At 69.3% G+C, this 18,530-nt stretch carries 15 protein-coding genes; 7 read left to right on the forward strand and 8 right to left on the reverse strand.

The window, feature by feature from the left end; genetic code table 11:
* Both ACNQQL_RS29440 and ACNQQL_RS29445 read right to left on the reverse strand, forming a co-directional pair.
* On the reverse strand, positions 1-1,413 hold a 1,413-nt coding region (locus ACNQQL_RS29440), incomplete at its 3' end, for a nodulation protein NfeD (protein ID WP_347067595.1).
* Positions 1,414-1,525: 112 nt separating this feature from the next.
* The gene (locus ACNQQL_RS29445; RefSeq protein ID WP_034180632.1) at positions 1,526-2,560 is read right to left on the reverse strand and encodes an AraC family transcriptional regulator; all 1,035 of its coding nucleotides are present in this window, start codon (positions 2,558-2,560) and stop codon (positions 1,526-1,528) included.
* Between the two features lie 136 nt (positions 2,561-2,696).
* Here ACNQQL_RS29445 and ACNQQL_RS29450 point away from each other — a divergent pair, with 136 nt between their 5' ends.
* The 6 genes from ACNQQL_RS29450 (at position 2,697) to ACNQQL_RS29475 (ending at position 10,186) form a co-directional block, all read left to right on the forward strand.
* A complete protein-coding gene (locus tag ACNQQL_RS29450; RefSeq protein ID WP_204421738.1) occupies positions 2,697-3,830 on the forward strand; it encodes an acyl-CoA dehydrogenase family protein in 1,134 nt (377 codons plus the stop codon).
* A 160-nt stretch (positions 3,831-3,990) separates the two neighbouring features.
* The gene (locus ACNQQL_RS29455; RefSeq protein WP_034180631.1) at positions 3,991-5,697 is read left to right on the forward strand and encodes an AMP-binding protein; all 1,707 of its coding nucleotides are present in this window, start codon (positions 3,991-3,993) and stop codon (positions 5,695-5,697) included.
* 114 nt (positions 5,698-5,811) lie between these two features.
* Positions 5,812-7,341, forward strand: a complete 1,530-nt coding sequence (locus ACNQQL_RS29460) for a CoA-acylating methylmalonate-semialdehyde dehydrogenase (protein ID WP_347067598.1) — start codon at positions 5,812-5,814, stop codon at positions 7,339-7,341.
* A gap of 18 nt (positions 7,342-7,359) precedes the next feature.
* Positions 7,360-8,259, forward strand: coding sequence for a 3-hydroxyisobutyrate dehydrogenase (gene mmsB / locus ACNQQL_RS29465; RefSeq protein WP_347067600.1), 900 nt, complete (start codon positions 7,360-7,362; stop codon positions 8,257-8,259).
* A complete protein-coding gene (locus ACNQQL_RS29470; protein WP_072442055.1) occupies positions 8,259-9,050 on the forward strand; it encodes an enoyl-CoA hydratase in 792 nt (263 codons plus the stop codon). Before mmsB ends, ACNQQL_RS29470 begins: the two co-directional genes overlap by 1 nt.
* Positions 9,047-10,186 carry an enoyl-CoA hydratase/isomerase family protein gene (locus tag ACNQQL_RS29475; protein WP_347067602.1) on the forward strand — a complete coding sequence of 380 codons (1,140 nt, stop codon included), beginning with the start codon at positions 9,047-9,049 and terminating at the stop codon, positions 10,184-10,186. Before ACNQQL_RS29470 ends, ACNQQL_RS29475 begins: the two co-directional genes overlap by 4 nt.
* Positions 10,187-10,216: 30 nt before the next feature.
* Here ACNQQL_RS29475 and ACNQQL_RS29480 read toward each other — a convergent pair whose 3' ends face one another.
* Positions 10,217-11,146, reverse strand: coding sequence for a LysR family transcriptional regulator (locus tag ACNQQL_RS29480; RefSeq protein ID WP_175959660.1), 930 nt, complete (start codon positions 11,144-11,146; stop codon positions 10,217-10,219).
* 177 nt (positions 11,147-11,323) lie between these two features.
* On the opposite strand from ACNQQL_RS29480, the gene ACNQQL_RS29485 reads away from it, so the two are divergent.
* Entirely contained in the window at positions 11,324-12,862 is a 1,539-nt protein-coding gene (locus tag ACNQQL_RS29485) for an MFS transporter (protein ID WP_347067605.1), read from the forward strand.
* Between the two features lie 30 nt (positions 12,863-12,892).
* Here the strand turns inward: ACNQQL_RS29485 and ACNQQL_RS29490 are convergent, their stop codons facing one another.
* From ACNQQL_RS29490 to ACNQQL_RS29510, 5 genes are all read right to left on the reverse strand, one after another.
* Positions 12,893-14,266 (reverse strand): efflux transporter outer membrane subunit, encoded by a 1,374-nt coding sequence (locus ACNQQL_RS29490; RefSeq protein WP_347067607.1) that lies wholly within the window; start codon positions 14,264-14,266, stop codon positions 12,893-12,895.
* A 13-nt stretch (positions 14,267-14,279) separates the two neighbouring features.
* Positions 14,280-16,304, reverse strand: coding sequence for a MacB family efflux pump subunit (locus ACNQQL_RS29495; RefSeq protein WP_347067609.1), 2,025 nt, complete (start codon positions 16,302-16,304; stop codon positions 14,280-14,282).
* 2 nt (positions 16,305-16,306) lie between these two features.
* Complete coding sequence (locus ACNQQL_RS29500; RefSeq protein ID WP_347067611.1) at positions 16,307-17,500, reverse strand: efflux RND transporter periplasmic adaptor subunit; 1,194 nt, start codon at positions 17,498-17,500, stop codon at positions 16,307-16,309.
* A gap of 275 nt (positions 17,501-17,775) precedes the next feature.
* Positions 17,776-17,916, reverse strand: a complete 141-nt coding sequence (locus ACNQQL_RS29505) for a hypothetical protein (RefSeq protein WP_239483215.1) — start codon at positions 17,914-17,916, stop codon at positions 17,776-17,778.
* Positions 17,917-17,945: 29 nt separating this feature from the next.
* Positions 17,946-18,527 (reverse strand): HD domain-containing protein, encoded by a 582-nt coding sequence (locus ACNQQL_RS29510; protein ID WP_347067613.1) that lies wholly within the window; start codon positions 18,525-18,527, stop codon positions 17,946-17,948.
* Between the last annotated feature and the right edge of the window lie 3 nt (positions 18,528-18,530).

Raw genomic sequence — 18,530 nt, forward strand, 5'->3', positions numbered from 1 at the left:
TGCCCAGCCCGCGGCCGATGGCGCGGGGCCGGCCGCGCCGCGCGGCTGGTCGGCGCACAGGCCGTCGTCGAGCACTTCGCCGATGCTGCCGACCATCGCCTCGGCGCCCGTCACGACCGGGCGCCGCCGCGCGCGCAGCGCAACGCTCGACACGCCCGCGACGAGCAGCCCGCCGCCGAGCGCGAGGCTCGCGATCACAGGCCACGGAATCCCGTAGCCGGGCACCTCGGTATCGATCAGCATCAGCGCGCCGATCGTGAACGACACGATTCCGCCGAAACCGAGCACGCCGAAGGTCGGCAGGAACGCCTCCGCGACCAGGCAGCCGAGACCGAGCAGCACGAGGCCGAGGCCCGCATAGCTGATCGGCAGCAACTGCATCGCGAACAGCCCGATCAGCAGGCAGATCGTGCCGGCGACGCCCGGCAGCACGAAGCCGGGGTTCGCGAATTCGAAGAAGAGGCCGTAGATGCCGATCGTCAGCAGGATCAGCGCGACATTCGGATCGGTGATGATCGACAGGAAGCGGCTGCGCCAGTCGGGCAGAACCACGACGAGCGGCGCATGCGCGGTCGCGAGCCGCAGCGTGCCGGCGGTGGTCGTCGCGCTGTGGCCGTCGAGCTGGCGCGCGAGGTCGGCCGGATCCTGCGCGATCAGGTCGACGACGTGCTGCGCGCGCGCCTCGGTCGCCGACAGGCTGACCGCTTCGCGCACCGCGCGCTCGGCCCATTCGGCATTGCGCCCGCGCAACTGCGCGAGGCCGCGGATGTAGGCGGCGGAGTCCTGCATCGCCTTGCGGATTTCGGTCGATTGCGTGTCGGTCGGCAGCGCGGCCGGCGACGTACCCGAGGCTCCCGATGCACCCGGCGTCCCGGCCGGCGGTGCTCGCGGCGCAGCGGGGTTGGTGCCCGGCGCCGGCGCGCCGCCGCCGATGCCGAACTGCACGGGCGACGCCGCGCCGAGATTGGTGCCGGGCGCCATTGCCGCGAAGTGGCTCGCATAGACGATGTAGGTGCCCGCGCTCGCGGCCCGCGCGCCGCCCGGCGCGACGAATGCGGCGACCGGCACCGGCGAGCCGAGGATGGCCTTGATGATCTGCCGCATCGACGTGTCGAGGCCGCCGGGCGTGTCGAGCTGCAGGATCGCGAGCGGCGCGTGGTCGCGCGCGGCGCGATCGAGCGAGCGAACGATGAAGTCGGCGCTGGCCGGCCCGATCGCGCCGTTGATGGGGATCACGACGACCGGGCGCGCGGCTGCGGGTGCGGCGCCGGGCGGCGCTGCGGCGACGGCCGCGCATACGACAAGCAGCGCCGCGAACAGCGCGGCGCGCGCGACCCGCGCGGACAGCGGGTGACGGGGGCGGCCGTCTGGCGCGGCAGGCGCCAGCGGCGGCCCGTGACGGTGGAGGCGCATCGGGGCGTCCGGGCGGCGCACAGTCGCACGCCGTCCGGCTCGCGGAAAGGGCGTTGGCCCGATGCTTAAAGATTAGGCGGTTTCGGCGCAAAGCGCGAAGCCGTGGCCGGATTCAGCCTGCGCCGCCGCCCCGCGCCAGCACTTCGTCGCGATAGTCGGCCGGACTGCGCCCGCTCCATTTGCGAAACGCGCGGTAGAACGCGCTCGGTTCCGCGAAGCCGGTCGCGGCCGCGACGTCGGCGATCGTGCGAGCAGGGTCGGCCAGCGCCTCGAATGCGAGATCGCGCCGCAGCGCGTCCTTGATCGACTGGTACGCATGGCCTTCCTGGTGCAGCTTGCGGCGCAGCGTCGCCTCGGCCACGTGCAGCCGCGCGGCCATCCCGCCCGCGCCCGGCCACGCGGCGGGCGGCATCCCGCGCAGCACCGCGCGCACCCGCTGCGCGAGCGCGTTCGGGTTGCGGTACTTGACGATGAAACTGGCCGGCGCGTTGCGCAGGAACGTCTTCAGCGTCTTCGCGTTCTGCACGACCGGCAGCGTCGCGAATTCGGGATCGAAATCGACATACGAATCGGGCTCGTTGAAGCGCATGTCGTCGCAGAACATCGACGGGTATTCGTGATCGGCGGGCGGTGTGTCGCAGCGGAAGCTCGCGTGCAGCAGCGGGATGCGCCGCCCGATCAGCCAGCAGGTGAGCCCGTAGACGATGATGAAATAGGTCGCGTACGTGAACATCGCGGGCGTCGCGCCGTTGTTGCGGTGCACGAAGCGCAGCCGCACGCGCTGCGGGTTCGCGTCGAGCTCCGCGTGCAGGTCGTCGAGCACGCAGTGCATGAAATTCACCGCGCGCGCCATCGCGTGCAGCCCGTCGCGCGCGGACAGCGCGGCCTGGCTCATCGCGATGAAGCTGCCGCTGCGCATCGGGTGGCGATCCTGCCCGAAAAACTCGTCGTCGAGCGCGCGCGCGATCGCGTTCCATAGCGCGCCGTATTGCTGCGCGGATACACGTGCGCGCGGCTGTCCGAGCAGCGCGGGCGCGATGCCGGCCTGCGCGAGCAGCGGCTCGGCCGCGACGCCGCGCCGGGTCGCGAGCGCGACGCTGTAAGCGACGAGGCTGATCGCGACGGTTCCCTTGTCTTCCTGCTTCATCGTGCCGCCGGTGTGGCAAAAACGCTCAGTGTAAATGAGCGACGCGAGCATCGAACAGTCGCGCGCGCTTGCCTACACTTGTTGCATCGAAACGCAAGGACGGTCGCGCCCGGCGGCCGCGGGAGACAGCAGCACCATGGACGAGCTTTACACCGAAGACCAGCGGATGATCCGAGACGCCGCGCGCGCTTTCGCCACCGAGATGCTGGCGCCGAACGCCGCGCAGTGGGACCACGATGCGCAGTTGCCCGACGCCATCGTCGCGCAGCTCGGCGAACTCGGCCTGCTCGGGATGATCGTGCCGCAGGAGCTGGGCGGCTCGTATACGGACTACGTCGCGTATGCGCTGGCGATGGAGGAAATCGCCGCCGGCGACGCCGCGTGCGCGACGCTGATGAGCGTGCACAACTCGGTCGGCTGCGGCCCGATCCTCGGCTTCGGCACGCCGGCGCAGAAAGAGCGCTGGCTGGCCGACATGGCGGCCGGCCGCGTGATCGGCGCGTTCTGCCTGACCGAGCCGCAAGCCGGCTCCGAGGCGAACAACCTGCGCACGCGCGCGGAGCTGCGCGACGGCAAATGGGTGCTGAACGGCGCGAAGCAGTTCGTGACCAACGGTCAGCGCGCCGGTGTCGCGATCGTTTTTGCCATGACCGACCCGGAAGCCGGCAAGCGCGGCATTTCCGCGTTCCTGGTGCCGACCGACACGCCGGGCTTCATCGTCGGCAAGCCCGAGAAGAAGATGGGCATCCGCGCATCGGACACGTGCGCGATCACGTTCGAGAACTGCGCGATTCCGGAAGAGAACCTGCTCGGCAATCGCGGCGAAGGGCTGAAGATCGCACTGTCGAATCTGGAGGGCGGGCGCATCGGCATCGCCGCGCAGGCGCTCGGCATCGCGCGCGCCGCGTTCGACAAGGCGCGTCGTTATGCGGGCGAGCGCGTGCAGTTCGGCAAGCCGATCGCCGAGCATCAGGCGATCCAGCAGAAGCTCGCCGACATGGCCACGCAGATCAACGCGGCGCGCCTGCTCGTGCACCACGCGGCGAAGCTGCGCACGGCCGGGCTGCCGTGCCTGTCGGAAGCGTCGCAGGCGAAGCTGTTCGCGTCCGAGATGGCCGAGCGCGTGTGCTCGGACGCGATCCAGATCCACGGCGGCTACGGCTACCTGGTCGATTATGAAGTCGAGCGTCATTATCGCGACGCGCGCATCACGCAGATTTACGAAGGCACCAGCGAAGTGCAACGGATGGTGATCGCACGGCAGCTTTGAGTCACGGCGGCCGCGTCAGCAAAAGCATCACGCAGGGCACGAGGGCAGCGCGGTAAACGCGGCACGCAACGACGTGACCGTGCGCCGCGCCACAGGGAATCGGGCATGGGCTGCAACGCATGCACCGGTTGACCGCGAGGCATGGAGACTGGAGGAAACGATGACGGTACAGGCATTCCTGGACGCACGCGACTTTCTGCTGCGCCATCGCACCGACTACGAAACCGCGTACCGCGATTTCGAGTGGCCGGTGCTCGATGCGTTCAACTGGGCGCTCGACTACTTCGACCCGATGGCGCGCGGCAACGACCGGCCCGCGCTGTGGATCGTCGACGCGGCGACCGGCACGGGCGATCCGTATTCGTTCGCGCAGATGTCCGAGCGTTCGTCGCGGATCGCGAACTGGCTGCGCTCGATCGGTGTCGTGCGCGGCGATCGCATCCTGCTGATGCTGCCGAACCGTGTCGAACTGTGGGACGCGATGCTCGCCGCGATGAAGCTCGGCGCGATCGTGCTGCCCGCCACCACGCAACTGTCGGCCGACGACGTGCGCGACCGCGTGCAGATCGGCGGCGCGAAATACGCGATCGTCGACGAGAACGAAACCGCCAAATTCGAACAGCCCGACCTCGGCCTCGCGCGGAAGATCGTCGCCGGCGCGCCGCGCGCGGGCTGGCTCGCGATGAACGACGGCTACGCGGCGAGCGCCGCGTTCGAGCCGGACGCCGTCACGCATGCAAACGATCCGATGCTGCTGTACTTCACGTCGGGCACGACGTCGAAGCCGAAGCTCGTCGAGCATACGCACCGCACCTATCCGGTCGGCCATCTGTCGACGATGTACTGGGTCGGCCTGCAGCCGGGCGACATCCACTGGAACATCAGCTCGCCGGGCTGGGCGAAGCACGCGTGGAGCTGCTTCTTCGCGCCGTGGAACGCGCAGGCGTGCGTGTTCGCGTTCAACTACGCGCGCTTCGAGCCGAAGGTCGTGCTCGATGCGCTCGTCAAATACCAGGTGACGACGCTGTGCGCGCCGCCGACCGTATGGCGCATGCTCGTGCAGCAGCCGCTCGCGTCGTTCGACGTGAAGCTGCGCGAGATCGTCGGCGCGGGCGAGCCGCTGAATCCCGAGATCATCGAGCGCGTGAAGAAGGCGTGGGGCATCACGATCCGCGACGGCTACGGCCAGACCGAAACGACCTGCCTGATCGGCAACTCGCCGGGCCAGCCGGTCGTCGCGGGCTCGATGGGCCGGCCGCTGCCCGGCTACCGCATCACGCTGCTCGATCCGGACGGCGCGCCCGTGACCGAAGGCGAGGTCGCGCTGCCGATCGGCCCGGACGTCGCGCGCCCGGTCGGGCTGATGAACGGCTATGCGAACAACCCCGACGCGACGGCCTATGCGATGCGCGACGGCCATTACCGCACGTCGGACATCGCGATGCGCGGCGACGACGGTTATTACGTGTATATCGGCCGCGCGGACGACGTGTTCAAGTCGTCCGACTACCGGTTGAGCCCGTTCGAACTCGAGAGCGTGCTGATCGAGCACCCGGCGATCGCCGAGGCGGCCGTCGTGCCGAGCCCCGACCCCGTGCGGCTGTCGGTGCCGAAGACCTTCATCACGCTGCGGCAGGGCTACGAGGAAAGCCCCGCGCTCGCGCTGGAGATCTTCCGCTTCTCGCGCGAGAAGCTCGCGCCGTACAAGCGCATCCGCCGCCTGCAGTTCGCGGAGCTGCCGAAGACGATCTCGGGGAAGATCCGCCGCGTCGAGCTGCGCCGCCGCGAGATCGAGCGCGGCGACGACGCGGCCGCGCGAATGCCCGGCGAATACTGGGAAGAAGATTTCGCCGCCGAATTGAAATGAAATGACCGACCGCGGGCCGCGCGCGCCGCATTCCGCGGCGGCTGCCCGCAGCCGAATTGAACCGGCCGCGCGGCGGTATTGCGCTTCGCGGCCCTCTGCAAGGAGAAACGATCGATGAACGCGAATCCGACGCCCCGGACGGGGCAAGACGTGCCGACGGTCAAGCTGCTGATCGATGGCGCCTTCGTCGAGTCCGCCACGAAAGAGTGGCGCGACATCGTCAACCCGGCGACGCAGCAGGTGCTCGCGCGCGTGCCGTTCGCGACCGTCGAGGAAGTCGACGCGGCCGTGCAGGCCGCGCACGCCGCGTATGCGACGTGGAAGAACACGCCGATCGCCGCGCGCATGCGCATCATGCTGAAGTTCCAGGATCTCGTGCGCACGAACCAGCAGCGCATCGCGAAGACGCTGACGGCCGAACAGGGCAAGACGATTCCCGATGCCGAAGGCGACATCTTCCGCGGCCTCGAAGTGGTCGAGCATGCGTGTTCGATCGGTTCGCTGCAGCTCGGCGAATTCGCGGAGAACGTCGCGGGCGGCGTCGACACGTACACGCTGCGCCAGCCGCTCGGCGTGTGCGCGGGCATCACGCCGTTCAACTTCCCCGCGATGATTCCGCTGTGGATGTTCCCGATGGCGATCGTCTGCGGCAACACGTTCGTGCTGAAGCCGTCGGAGCAGGACCCGATGTCGACGATGGAACTCGTCCAGCTCGCGATCGAGGCCGGCGTACCGAAAGGTGTACTGAACGTCGTGCACGGCGGCAAGGAAGTCGTCGATGCGATCTGCACGCATCCGCTCGTGAAGGCGATCTCGTTCGTCGGCTCGACCGTGGTCGGCACGCACGTGTACAACCTCGGCAGCGCGCACGGCAAGCGCGTGCAGTCGATGATGGGCGCGAAGAACCATGCGGTGGTGTTGCCCGATGCGAACCGCGAGCAGACGATCAATGCGCTCGTCGGCGCCGGCTTCGGCGCGGCGGGGCAGCGCTGCATGGCGACGTCGGTCGCGGTGCTGGTTGGCGAAGCGCGCGACTGGCTGCCCGATCTCGTCGCAAAGGCGAAGCTGTTGAAGGTGAACGCGGGCGCGGAAGCCGGCACCGACGTCGGCCCGGTCGTGTCGAAGACCGCTAAGGAACGCATCCTGTCGCTGATCGAAGCGGGCGTGAAGGAAGGCGCGAAGCTCGAACTCGACGGCCGCGACGTGAAGGTGGCCGGCTACGAAAGCGGCAACTTCATCGGCCCGACGATCTTCTCGGGCGTGAAGACCGACATGTCGATCTACACGCATGAAATCTTCGGCCCGGTGCTCGTCGTGCTCGAAGCCGACTCGCTTGACGACGCGATCGCGCTCGTCAACGCGAACCCGTTCGGCAACGGCGTGGGCCTGTTCACGCAGAGCGGCGCGGCCGCGCGCAAGTTCCAGAGCGAAATCGACATCGGCCAGGTCGGCATCAACATCCCGATTCCGGTGCCCGTGCCGTTCTTCAGCTTCACCGGATCGCGCGGCTCGAAGCTCGGCGATCTCGGCCCGTACGGCAAGCAGGTCGTGCAGTTCTACACGCAGACGAAGACGGTCACCGCGCGCTGGTTCGACGACGACACGACGGCCGGCCCGGTGAATACGACGATTCGGCTGCATTGAGCGGCGGAGGACACGAACATGAAAATCGGATTTATCGGCCTCGGCCACATGGGTGCGCCGATGGCGCTGAACCTGTTGAAGGCAGGCCACGAAGTGCACGCGTTCGACCTGAGCGCCGATGCATTGCGCGCGCTGCAGGACGCCGGCGCGCAGGTTGCCGCATCGCCGCGCGACGCGGCGTCGGGCGCGACGTTCGTGATCACGATGCTGCCGGCCGCACCGCACGTGCGTTCGGTGCTGAGCGGCGAGAACGGCGTGCTGGCCGGCCTCGACGCGGGCGCGACCGTGATCGATTCGAGCACGATCGACCCGGCGAGCGCGCAGGCGTTCGGCTCGCTGGTGCGCGAGCACGGCGGCGCGTTCGTCGATGCGCCGGTATCGGGCGGCACCGGCGGCGCGGCGGCCGGCACGCTGACCTTCATGGTCGGCGGCAGCGATGCCGATTTCGAGCGCGTGAAGCCCGTGCTCGCCGGCATGGGCAAGAACATCGTCCATTGCGGCGCGACGGGCATGGGGCAGGTTGCGAAGGTCTGCAACAACCTCGTGCTCGGCATCTCGATGGCGGCCGTGTCGGAGGCGATGTCGCTCGGCGTCGCGCTCGGCATCGACCCGAAGGTGCTGGCCGGCATCGTCAACACGTCGACGGGCCGCTGCTGGAGCTCGGACACGTACAACCCGTACCCGGGCGTGATCGACACCGCGCCGTCGTCGCGCGGTTACTCGGGCGGCTTCGGCACCGACCTGATGCTGAAGGATCTCGGCCTCGCGAACGACGCGGCGAAGCAGGCGCGCCAGCCCGTCTATCTCGGCGCGCTCGCGCAGCAGCTTTACCAGACGATGAGCAGCCGCGGCGACGGGCAGCTCGATTTCTCGGCGGTGATCCGCCTGTACCAACCGGCAACGAAGAAGGACGCATGATGATCGAACTGGACTACGTCGACGACGGCGCGATCGCGTGCGCGACGCTCAAGCGTCCGCCCGCGAACGCCTTTACCGCCGACGGGCTGCAGCAACTGCAGGAAACCGTCGCCGAGCTGAATGCGAACCCGCGCGTGCGCGCGCTGGTGATCACGGGCGACGGCCCGAAGTTCTTCAGCGCGGGCGCCGACCTCAACACGTTCGCCGACGGCGACCGCGCGGTCGCGCGCGCGATGGCGTCGCGCTTCGGCGCGGCGTTCGAGGCGCTGCACGATGCGCGCGTCGTGACGATCGCGGCGATCAACGGTTATGCGATGGGCGGCGGCTTGGAATGCGCGCTCGCGTGCGACCTGCGGATCGCCGAGACGCATGCGCAGATGGCGCTGCCCGAGCCGTCGGTCGGCCTGCTGCCGTGCGGGCTCGGCACGCAGACGCTGCCCTGGCTCGTCGGCGAAGGCTGGGCGAAGAAGATCATCCTGACCGGCGCGCGCGTCGACGCGGCGACGGCGCTCAGGATCGGCCTCGTCGAAGACGTGGTCGAGAGCGGGGCCGCACGCGACGCGGCGCTGGCGCTGGCGCGCAATGTCGCGCGGCAGAGCCCGCACGCGGTTGCATACAGCAAGGAGCTGATCGGCCTCGCGCGCCGCGGCGTGCCGCGCGGCGCGGCGCTCGCGGTCGAGCGCGAACGCTTCGTCGACCTGTTCGACACGAACGATCCGCGCGAAGGCGTGGCCGCGTTTCTCGGCAAGCGCGCGCCGCAATGGAGCACCGACGGAGAGCCGCAACGATGAGCACGCCGGTCATGAATCACGACGCGTTCGCGGAGCACGCGCCCGAGGTGCTGTTCCGCGTGGTGAACCGCGTGGCGCTGATCACGCTGAACCGTCCGTCCGCGCTCAACGCGCTGTCGTACGCGATGATCGGCGAGCTGGCCGCGCTCTTCGAGCGCTGCCGTCACGACGACCAGATCGTCGCGGTCGTGTTGCGCGGCGCGGGCGAGAAGGGCTTCTGCGCGGGCGGCGACGTGCGCGCGCTGTACCGGATGGTCGCGCAACGCGACACCTGGCTGCCGTTCTTCGTCGACGAATACCGGCTCGACCATGCGATCCACACGTTCCCGAAGCCGGTGGTCGCGCTGATGGACGGCGTGACGATGGGCGGCGGCATGGGCCTCGCGCAAGGCGCGGCGCTGCGCGTCGCGACCGAGCGCAGCAAGATCGCGATGCCGGAGACGCGCATCGGCCTCGTGCCCGACGTCGGCGCGACGCATTTCCTGTCGCGCATGCCGGTCGAGCTCGAGCTGTACGTGGGGCTGACCGGCGCGATGCTGTCGGGCGCCGACGCGCTGACCGCGAAGCTGGCCGACCTGTGTGTGCCGTCCGCGTGGCTCGACACGTTCGAGACGCGCATCGAAAGCGTCAAGTGGGACGGCGACGTGCTGCCGGCGCTGCGCAAGGTGTTCGAACCGCCGTGCAACGTCGTGCCGCATGCGGCGCTCGACAGCCAGATGCCGTGGATCGTCCGTCACTTCGACAAGCGTTCGACCGTCGAGCGGATCGTCGCGACGCTGACGCAGGAACTCGCACGCGACGAGCTGACGCGCGAGCACCGTCAATGGCTGCAGGCGACCCTCGATGCGCTCGCCGGCCACTCGCCGACGATGCTGCACGTGACGCGCGAAGCGCTGCTGCGCGGCCGGCAGATGACGCTTGCCGAATCGTTCAGGATGGAGCTCGGCATCGTCGCGCGCGCGATCGAGGAAGGCGATTTCTGCGAAGGCGTGCGCGCGCATCTCGTCGACAAGGATCGCAAGCCGCGCTGGGCGCCCGCATCGCTCGTCGAGCTGCGTGCCGAACGCGTGCGGCATTTCCTGACGTCGCCGTGGAAGCTGTTCGCGCATCCGCTCGCCGATCTCGGCGCGGCGTGACGGCCCGACGCGCTGTGCGGCGCGTCGGTTTCATTTCATCGCAGTGAACTCATCCCGGCGCTCGATCATCGGCGGAATCGCCTGTGCGAGCGCGTCGATCACGCAGCGCGTCTTGCGCGGCAGGTAGCGTGTCTTCGGCCAGATCGCGTGAATGTCGCCTTCGCAGACGAAGCAGCGGTCGAGCACGACCACCATTTCGCCGCGCTTCACGTAGTAATCCAGCAGCCAGCTCGGCAGCCAAGCGACACCGAACCCCGACGCACCGGCCGCCGCGATCGCCTGCACGTCGTCGAAACTCAACTGGTGCTGCATGTCGACGCGCACCGTCGAGCCGTCCGGCGCACGCAGGTCCCACGGCTGCGGCACGCCCGAGCGTGAATACGCGATCGTCCGGTGGTGCTTCAGGTCGTCGAGCGACTTCGGCATCCCGTAGCGGGCGAGATACGACGGCGCCGCGCCGAGGCTGCCGTATTGCGTGCCGAGCCGGCGCACCGCGAGGCTCGTGCTGTCCGCGAGCGTGCCGATCCGCACCGCGAGATCGATGCCTTCCTCGACGAGATCGACGAAGCGGTCGGTGATCGACACGTCGATCCGCAGATGCGGATAGGTGCGTGCGAGGTCGAGCACGATCGGCGTCACGCAGTGATGCCCGAACGCGAGCGGCACGCTCAGCCGCAGCTTGCCGCGCGCTTCGTTGCGGCCGCAGTCGAGATCGGCTTCCGCGGCCTCCAGTTCCGCGAGCGCGCGCACGCAGCGGTCGTAGTACGCCTGGCCGTCGTCGGTCAGGCTCTGGCTGCGCGTCGTGCGCTGCAACAGCCGCGCGCCGAGCCGCTTCTCGAGCCGCGCGACCGCCTTGCCGACGGCCGAGCGCGTCATGTCGAGCCGCTCCGCGGCGAGCGCGAAGCTGCCCGATTCCACCACCTGGACGAAGGTCGTTACGCCGTCGAGTCTGTCGGTCATGGCAGGGTGTGCTGATTGGGTCCTGTGATTCCCCAGTTCGGAGAAATGGGTGCGTCAATGGGGATCGAAATTCTCACTATAGTACCGATTCCCGTTCAGCGTGCGCCGCCGGCCGCACGCGGCGAACCCTTCTCACTGGAGGCGCGCGGCCTGTTGCCGGGCCGCCGCGCAATACGCATGACGCTATCCGACTCCCGCAGGAATGCGGTCGCGCTCGCGGCCGTCTGTCTCACGTCGCTGATGTTCGGCCTCGAAATCTCGAGCGTGCCGGTGATCCTGCCGACGCTCGAACACGTGCTGCATGGCGATTTCAACGGCATGCAGTGGATCATGAACGCGTACACGATCGCGTGTACGACCGTGCTGATGGCGGCCGGCACGCTCGCGGACCGGTTCGGCCGCAAGCGCGTGTACGTGATCGGCACCGTGCTGTTCGGCGCGACGTCGCTGCTGTGCGGGCTCGCGCCGAACGTGCCGGTGCTCGTCGCGGGCCGGCTGCTGCAGGGCGCGAGCGGCGGCGCGATGCTGATTTGCCAGATCGCCGTGCTGTCGCACCAGTTCCGCGAGGGCCGCGAGCGCGGCCGCGCGTTCGGGATCTGGGGGATCGTGTTCGGGATCGGGCTCGGCTTCGGGCCGATCGTCGGCGGCGCGATCGTCGCGCTGGCGAACTGGCCGTGGGTGTTCCTCGTCCATGCGCCGCTCGCGGCCATCGCGCTCGTGCTGATCGGCGGCGCGGTGCAGGAGTCGCGCGATCCGCATGCGGGCACGCTCGACGTCGCGGGCATCGTCACGCTGTCGCTCGCGGTGCTCGGCCTCGCGTTCTACATCACGCAAAGCGCGGAGCTCGGGCTCACGAGCGCGGCCGGCCTCGGCGTGCTCGGCGCGACCGTGCTGGCGCTCGCGGGCTTCTTCGTCGCGGAACGCGCCAGCGCGCGGCCGATGTTCGATTTCTCCGTGTTCCGGATCCGCGCGTTCACCGGCGCGATCTTCGGCTCGATGGGGATGAACTTCAGCTTCTGGCCGTTCATGATCTACCTGCCGATCTGGTTCCAGGTCGCGCTCGGCTACGACAGCGTGACGGCCGGCCTCGCATTGCTCGCGTACACGCTGCCGACGCTGGTCGCGCCGCCGTTCGGCGAACGGCTCGCGTTGCGCTACGGGCCGGGCGTCGTGATCCCGGGCGGCCTGTTCACGATCGCGGCAGGTTTCGCGCTGATGCGGGTCGGTAGCGCGGCCGACCACGCGAGCTGGCTAACGATGCTGCCCGGCTGCGTGATCGCCGGCATCGGGCTCGGACTCACGAACACGCCGGTCACCAACACGACGACGGGCGCGGTGCCGAGTTCGCGGGCCGGGATGGCATCAGGCATCGACATGAGCGCGCGGATGATCTCGCTCGCGCTGAACATCGCGGCGATGGGCTTCGTGCTGGTCGCGGGGATCGTCGCGAGCCTGAAGGGCGGCGCTGCGGGCGCGATCGGCGATGCGGCGCTGCGCCGGCTCGCGCAGGAGATCGCGTCGGGCCGCACCGACGGGCTGCAGCAGATCGCACCGGCGCTCGCGCAGGCCGACCCGAGCGGCGCGGCGCTGCACGCGGCGCTCGTGCACGGGTTCGGCTGGGTGATGGTGTACGCCGCGGCCGGCGTGGCCGTGCTCGCCACCGCGAGCGCGGTGGCGTTCGCGCCGGCGCGGCGCAGGGCGACCGTGTGCGAATGACGCGGCCGGCCCGTTGCGGCGGCACGCCGGTCAGGACATCCCGCCGCCGAGCGCACGATACAGCGTCATCTGGTTGTTGAGCCGGTTCAGGCGCGTCAGTTCGTCGGCGCTTTGCGCGTCGCGCAGCCGCTGCTGCTGGTCGAGCCACGGCTGCACGGCGGTCGCGCCGGCCGCGAACCGCGCGGCGGCAAGCTGCTCGGCGCGCTGCGCCTGGGCCAGCGATAGCGCCCGCTGTTCGGCCTCGCGTTCGAGCTGCACGCGCGCCGACAGCGCATTCTCGACTTCCGCGAGCGCCGTGTAGAGCCGCTGGCGGAACCCGACCACCGCTTCCTCGTACTGCGACTTCGACACCTTGATCTGCAGTTGCATCGTGTTCCACTGGATGAACGGCAGCGCAAGGCCGAGCCCGAGCGTGCCGACCGGATTCGTCAGCACGCGCTCGAGACTGGTGCTCGTCGTACCGGCGCTGCCGGTCAGCGTGAAGGTCGGATAAAAGCTCGTGCGCGTCGCGTCGACCTGCGCGAGCGATTCGCGCAGCCGGAATTCCGCCGCGCGCAGGTCCGGGCGCCGGCCGAGCAGGCTGGCCGGAAGGCCGGCGGCTACTTCCGGCGGCGGCGCGTCGGGCAGCGCCGACGGTTCGGCCGCGAGTTGTTGCGGCGGCCGGTCGAACAAGAGCGCGAGCGCGTGGCGCTTCTCGGTGCGCTGCTGGATCAGTTGGGTCTGCGCGGCGCGTTGCGCGGACAGGCTCTGCTCGGCCTGCGCGAGATCGAGCCCCGACACGGCGCCGGCCGCGTGCCGCGACCGGACGATCGCGAGCGTGCGTACCGCATACGCGATATTTGCGTCGCCGAGCGCGATCTGCCGGTTCAGATAGCCGATCTGCCAGTACAGCGACGCCGTCGTGCCGATCAGCGACAGCCGCGCGGCTTCGAGATCGGCGGCCGTTGCGTCGGCTTCCCAGTGCGCGGCATCGCGCAGCGCGGCCAGCCGGCCCCACAGGTCGATTTCATAGCTGAGCGAACCGTTGATGCCGCTCGACCGGCTCATCCGGTGCGTATCGAGCGTGCGCGACACGGCGCCGTTCGCGCCGAGCGATACGGCGGGCGTCAGGTTCGTGTCGACGAGCCCGGCCTGCAGTTGCGAGCGGTACACGCGGATCGCCGCGATCGCGAGGTCGTTGTTGGCGCGCAGCGCGTCGTCGATCAGCCGGTCGAGTTGCGGATCGCCGAAGCTGCGCCACCAGTCGCGCGTGGTGGCCGGTGCGTCGGCCGCGACCGGCGCGGCCCAGTTCGCGGGCATCGCGACGGCCGGCAGCGGCGCGTGGCGCGCGGCCGTGCAGCCGGCCAGCAGCGCGGCCGCGCAGGCGAATGCGCCGAGGTGGTGAAGCGGTGAGGAATGCGTCATGGCGGGGCTTTCGTCAGTCGCGCGCGAGCGCATCGATCGGATCGAGCCGCGACGCGTTGCGCGCGGGCATGAAACCGAATATCACGCCGGTGAGCGTCGAGCAGACGAACGCGGTCACGATCGCGCCGGCGGAGAACACCATCTTCCATTGCGCGACGAACATCGAGAACACCGCGCCGAGCCCGAACGACAGCATGATGCCGATCGTACCGCCGAGCAGACAGACGAGCACGGCCTCGACGAGGAACTGCTGCAGGATGTCGGACTGGCGTGCGCCGACCGCCATCCGGATGCCGATTTCGCGCGTGCGCTCGGTGACCGACACGAGCATGATGTTCATCACGCCGATCCCGCCGACGACGAGCGAGATCACCGCGATCAGCGACAGCAGCAGCGTCAGTGACTGCCCGGTCTTCTCGACGGTCTTGACCACGCTGTCCATGTTGTACGTGAAGAAGTCCTTGCGGCCGTGGCGCTGGATCATCAGCTTTTCGAGGCTTTTCTCGGCGGCGGCGCTCGGCTGCCCGTCGCGCACGCGCACGGTGATGCTGTCGAGATGGCGCTGGCCGAACAGGCGCCCGCTCGCGGTCGTGTACGGCACCCACACGTTCAGGCTCTTCACGCTGCCGAACGCGCTCTTCTTGTCGGCCGTGACGCCGATCACGACGCACGGCACGTTGTCGACCAGGATCGCTTCGCCGACCGGATTGCGCGTCGCGCCGAACAGCTTGCGGCGCGTATTCTGGTCGATCACGGCCACCTGCGCCTGGCGGCGCACCGCGTCCTCGTCGAACGCGACGCCCAGCGCGAAACGCATCCCGCGCGCCTGGAAGAAGCGGTCGCCGACGCCGCTCACGAGCGCGTTGACGTCGATGTTGCGGTAGCGCAGCAGCAGCGTGCGCGACGTCTCGGGCGTGGCGCTGTCGACGTACGGCTGCTCGGCGAGCGCGGCGACATCGGCGGGTACGAGCGTCTGGATCGCGTCCGCGCGGCTGTCGCCCCAGTCGGTGCCCGGATAGACGTTGATCGTGTTCGTGCCGATGCTGCCGATCTCGTCGAGCATGTAGCGCTTCGCGCCTTCGCCGATCGCGACGATCGACACGACCGACGTGATGCCGATGATGATGCCGAGCATCGTCAGCAGCGTGCGCAGCCGGTGCGACACGAGCGCGATCCACGCCATCCGGCACGCCTCGGCGAAGCGGCCGGAGCCGGCCGCGAAGCGGCGCGCGCGCGTGCCGGTTTCGGCGTCGGCGGGCGGCGGGTCGTCGTGCCGATCGCGCGTGGCCGGCGTGCCGGCTGCCGCTTCGGCCGCATCGATGCCGGCTTCCGCGAGCGCTTCCGCATAGTGGCGATTCCGCCGGTCGGCGACGATCTCGCCGTCGCAGATCTCGATGATGCGCCGCGCATGGCGCGCGACGTCCTTGTCGTGCGTGACGATGACGATCGTATGGCCGAGCGCGTTCAGCTCGTGCAGGATGCGGATCACGTCCTGGCCGCTTTTCGTGTCGAGCGCGCCGGTCGGTTCGTCGGCGAGGATCACCTGGCCGCCGTTCATCAGCGCGCGCGCAATGCTCACGCGCTGCTGCTGGCCGCCGGACAGTTGCCCGGGCCGGTGGTGAGCGCGATCCGCGAGCCCGAGCCGCGCGAGCAGCTCGCGTGCGCGTTCGTGCCGCTCCGCGCGCGGGGTGCCCGCATAGATCGCCGGCATTTCGAGGTTCGCGGCCGCGTCGACGTGCGGCAGCAGGTGATAGCGCTGGAACACGAAGCCGAAGTGCTCGCGGCGCAGCTGCGCGAGCTCGTCGCTGTCGAGCATGTGCGTGTCGCGTCCGCCGACCGTGTAGATGCCTTCGCTCGGATGATCGAGGCAGCCGAGGATGTTCATCAGCGTCGACTTGCCGGAGCCCGACGCGCCGACGATCGCGACGATCTCGCCCGCGTCGATCGACAGGTTGACGTTGTTCAGGACGACGACGTCCTTGTCGCCGGCCGGAAAGCGCCGCGTGACGCTCGAGAGTTTCAGCAGGGGCTGGCGCATCGTCACACCACGTCCGCCAGCGGCGCGTGCTCGTCCGCGGCGGCTTCGCCGATCACGACGCGCTCGCCGTCCTTCAGGCCGGCCAGCACTTCGACGCGTACGTTGTTGTTGATGCCGACGCGGATGTTGCGCGTGACCGTGCTGCCGTCGGCGCGCAGCACGCGGACCGCATAGCTGCCGTCCTTGCGCTTTTCGCCGAGCGCGGCGGCCGGGATGTTGAGCGCGTTGCGCGCGTTGCCGAGCACGATGCCGACCTGCGCGGTCATCGCGATGCGCAGCCGGTGCTCGGGATTCGGTACTTCGAACAGCGCGTTGTAGAACACGGCGGCGTTCGGTTTCGTGCCGCCGCCCGCGCCGCCGCCGAGCGCGCTCTGCGCGTCGGCGAAGTTCTGCGGCGCCGGCTCGATCGCGCGCAGCCTGCCGTAGTGGCGCTTGTCCGGTTCGCCGAGGATCGTGAAATACGCGGTCTGGCCGGCGCTCACGCGGATCACGTCGGCTTCCGACACCTGCGCCTTCACGGTCATCGTGTCGAGATCCGCAAGCTTCAGGATCACCGGCGCCTGCTGCTGCGCGATCACGGTCTGGCCTTCCTGCGTGACGATCGCGACGACCTCGCCGTCGATCGGCGCGACGATGCGGGTGTAGCCGAGGTTGGCCTGCGCGGTCTCGATCTGGATGCGGGCCGAGCGGATCTGCGCGGCGAGCGACGCGAGCGTCGCGCGCTGCATGTCGAGCGTCGCGCGCGCGGCCTCGAACGACTCGCGCGATGTCGCATCGTCGGGCAGCATTGCCTGCTGGCGCCGGAATGCGAGTTCCGCCTGCGTCAGTTGCGCGGCGGTCGACTGGTGCTGCGCGCGCAGGCTTTCTTCGCTGGCGCGCGCCTGGCGCAGCGCGTTTTCGGAGATCACGGGATCGATTTCGGCGAGCCATTGGCCCTTCGCGACCTTGTCGCCGAGCTTCACCTTCAGCGTCTTCAATTGCCCCGATACCTGTGCGCCGACGTCGACCTGCTTGAACGCCTGCAGCGCGCCGGTCGCGAGCACCGCGTTCTCGAGATCGCCGCGCGTGACGGGCGCGGACAGGTACTGCGGATGCTTGTCGGGCGCGAATACCGTGAGCGAGACGCCTGTGACGATCGCAACGACTGCGATGGTGGCCAGCACGATGCGCCGACGGCGATGGGTCTTCTGAGTCATGAGAATGCGGCGAGGATGAAGCGGGCGCCGGTGATGCGTGCGACCGGGCGGGACGATCCGGTCGGCGTCGCATGCCGGGCGTGTTGCCCGCGACGGCATCCGCGTACGCATCGCGCGGGCGTGCCGATTCGAATCAGGCGCTCATGGTAAGCGAGGATTTCGCGCCAAATCGTGTGGAAATTGTGCTGAATTGTGCGAGCGACGTGCCGGAGCGGGGGCCGGGCGGTGACATTGTTGCGATCTGTGAAAGGGGCGGGGAAGGCCGTGGCGCGTTGTTACCGCTGTGCGGCGACGATTGCCGTCATCGGCCGGTCGCGTTCCTCGTCGAGTGCGGGCATTGCCTCGACCTGTTCCTGCGTCGGCCCCCATTCGTCGAGATGCGTGAGCGTGAAGCCGCTGCCGATCAACAGGTTCACGAGTGTGCCGAACGCGCGATTCCGCGAGATTACACGCGCTGCCCGCCCGCGTCGATTCTGCGTCGCGTATCCGCGTCGACGATATCGCGGATCGCACTGAACAGCGGCGCGGCGTCGGTATAGCGCCGGCCGTAGCCGAGATTGAACGCGTAGTCGAAATCGGGCGGATTGCTGCCCTGGTTGTGCTGCAGGATGGTCTCGAGCTTGTCGAGCGCCTTCGCGGCGCACGCTTCCGGCGACGCGGCTGCTTCGTATTCATCCCACAGCGCGACGATCTCGTCGCGCAGCGTGCGATCGAGCGACGCCGTCAGCGTCAGCAGGTCGTCGCGTTCGTGCGCGCTTTTGTCCGGGTGTGCAGCCTGCTCGATCGCGGGGATGTCGCCGTGCAGCGCCTCGCCGAGATCGTGGACGACGCACAGCTTCAGCAGCTTCAGCGTATCGATGCCGGGCAGCGCGTCGGTGAACACCAGCGCCATCAGGCACAGCCGCCAGCTATGCTCGGCCGTGCTTTCCGCGCGCCCGGCCGACGTGTGGCCGCTGCGCAGCACGTTCTTCAGGCGTTCGGCTTCGCGCAGGAAATCGACGCGCGCGTGGATCGTGTCGGGGGTCATGGT

The sequence above is a fragment of the Burkholderia sp. LFS061 genome (assembly GCF_047978125.1).
Lineage (GTDB): Bacteria > Pseudomonadota > Gammaproteobacteria > Burkholderiales > Burkholderiaceae > Burkholderia > Burkholderia pyrrocinia_C.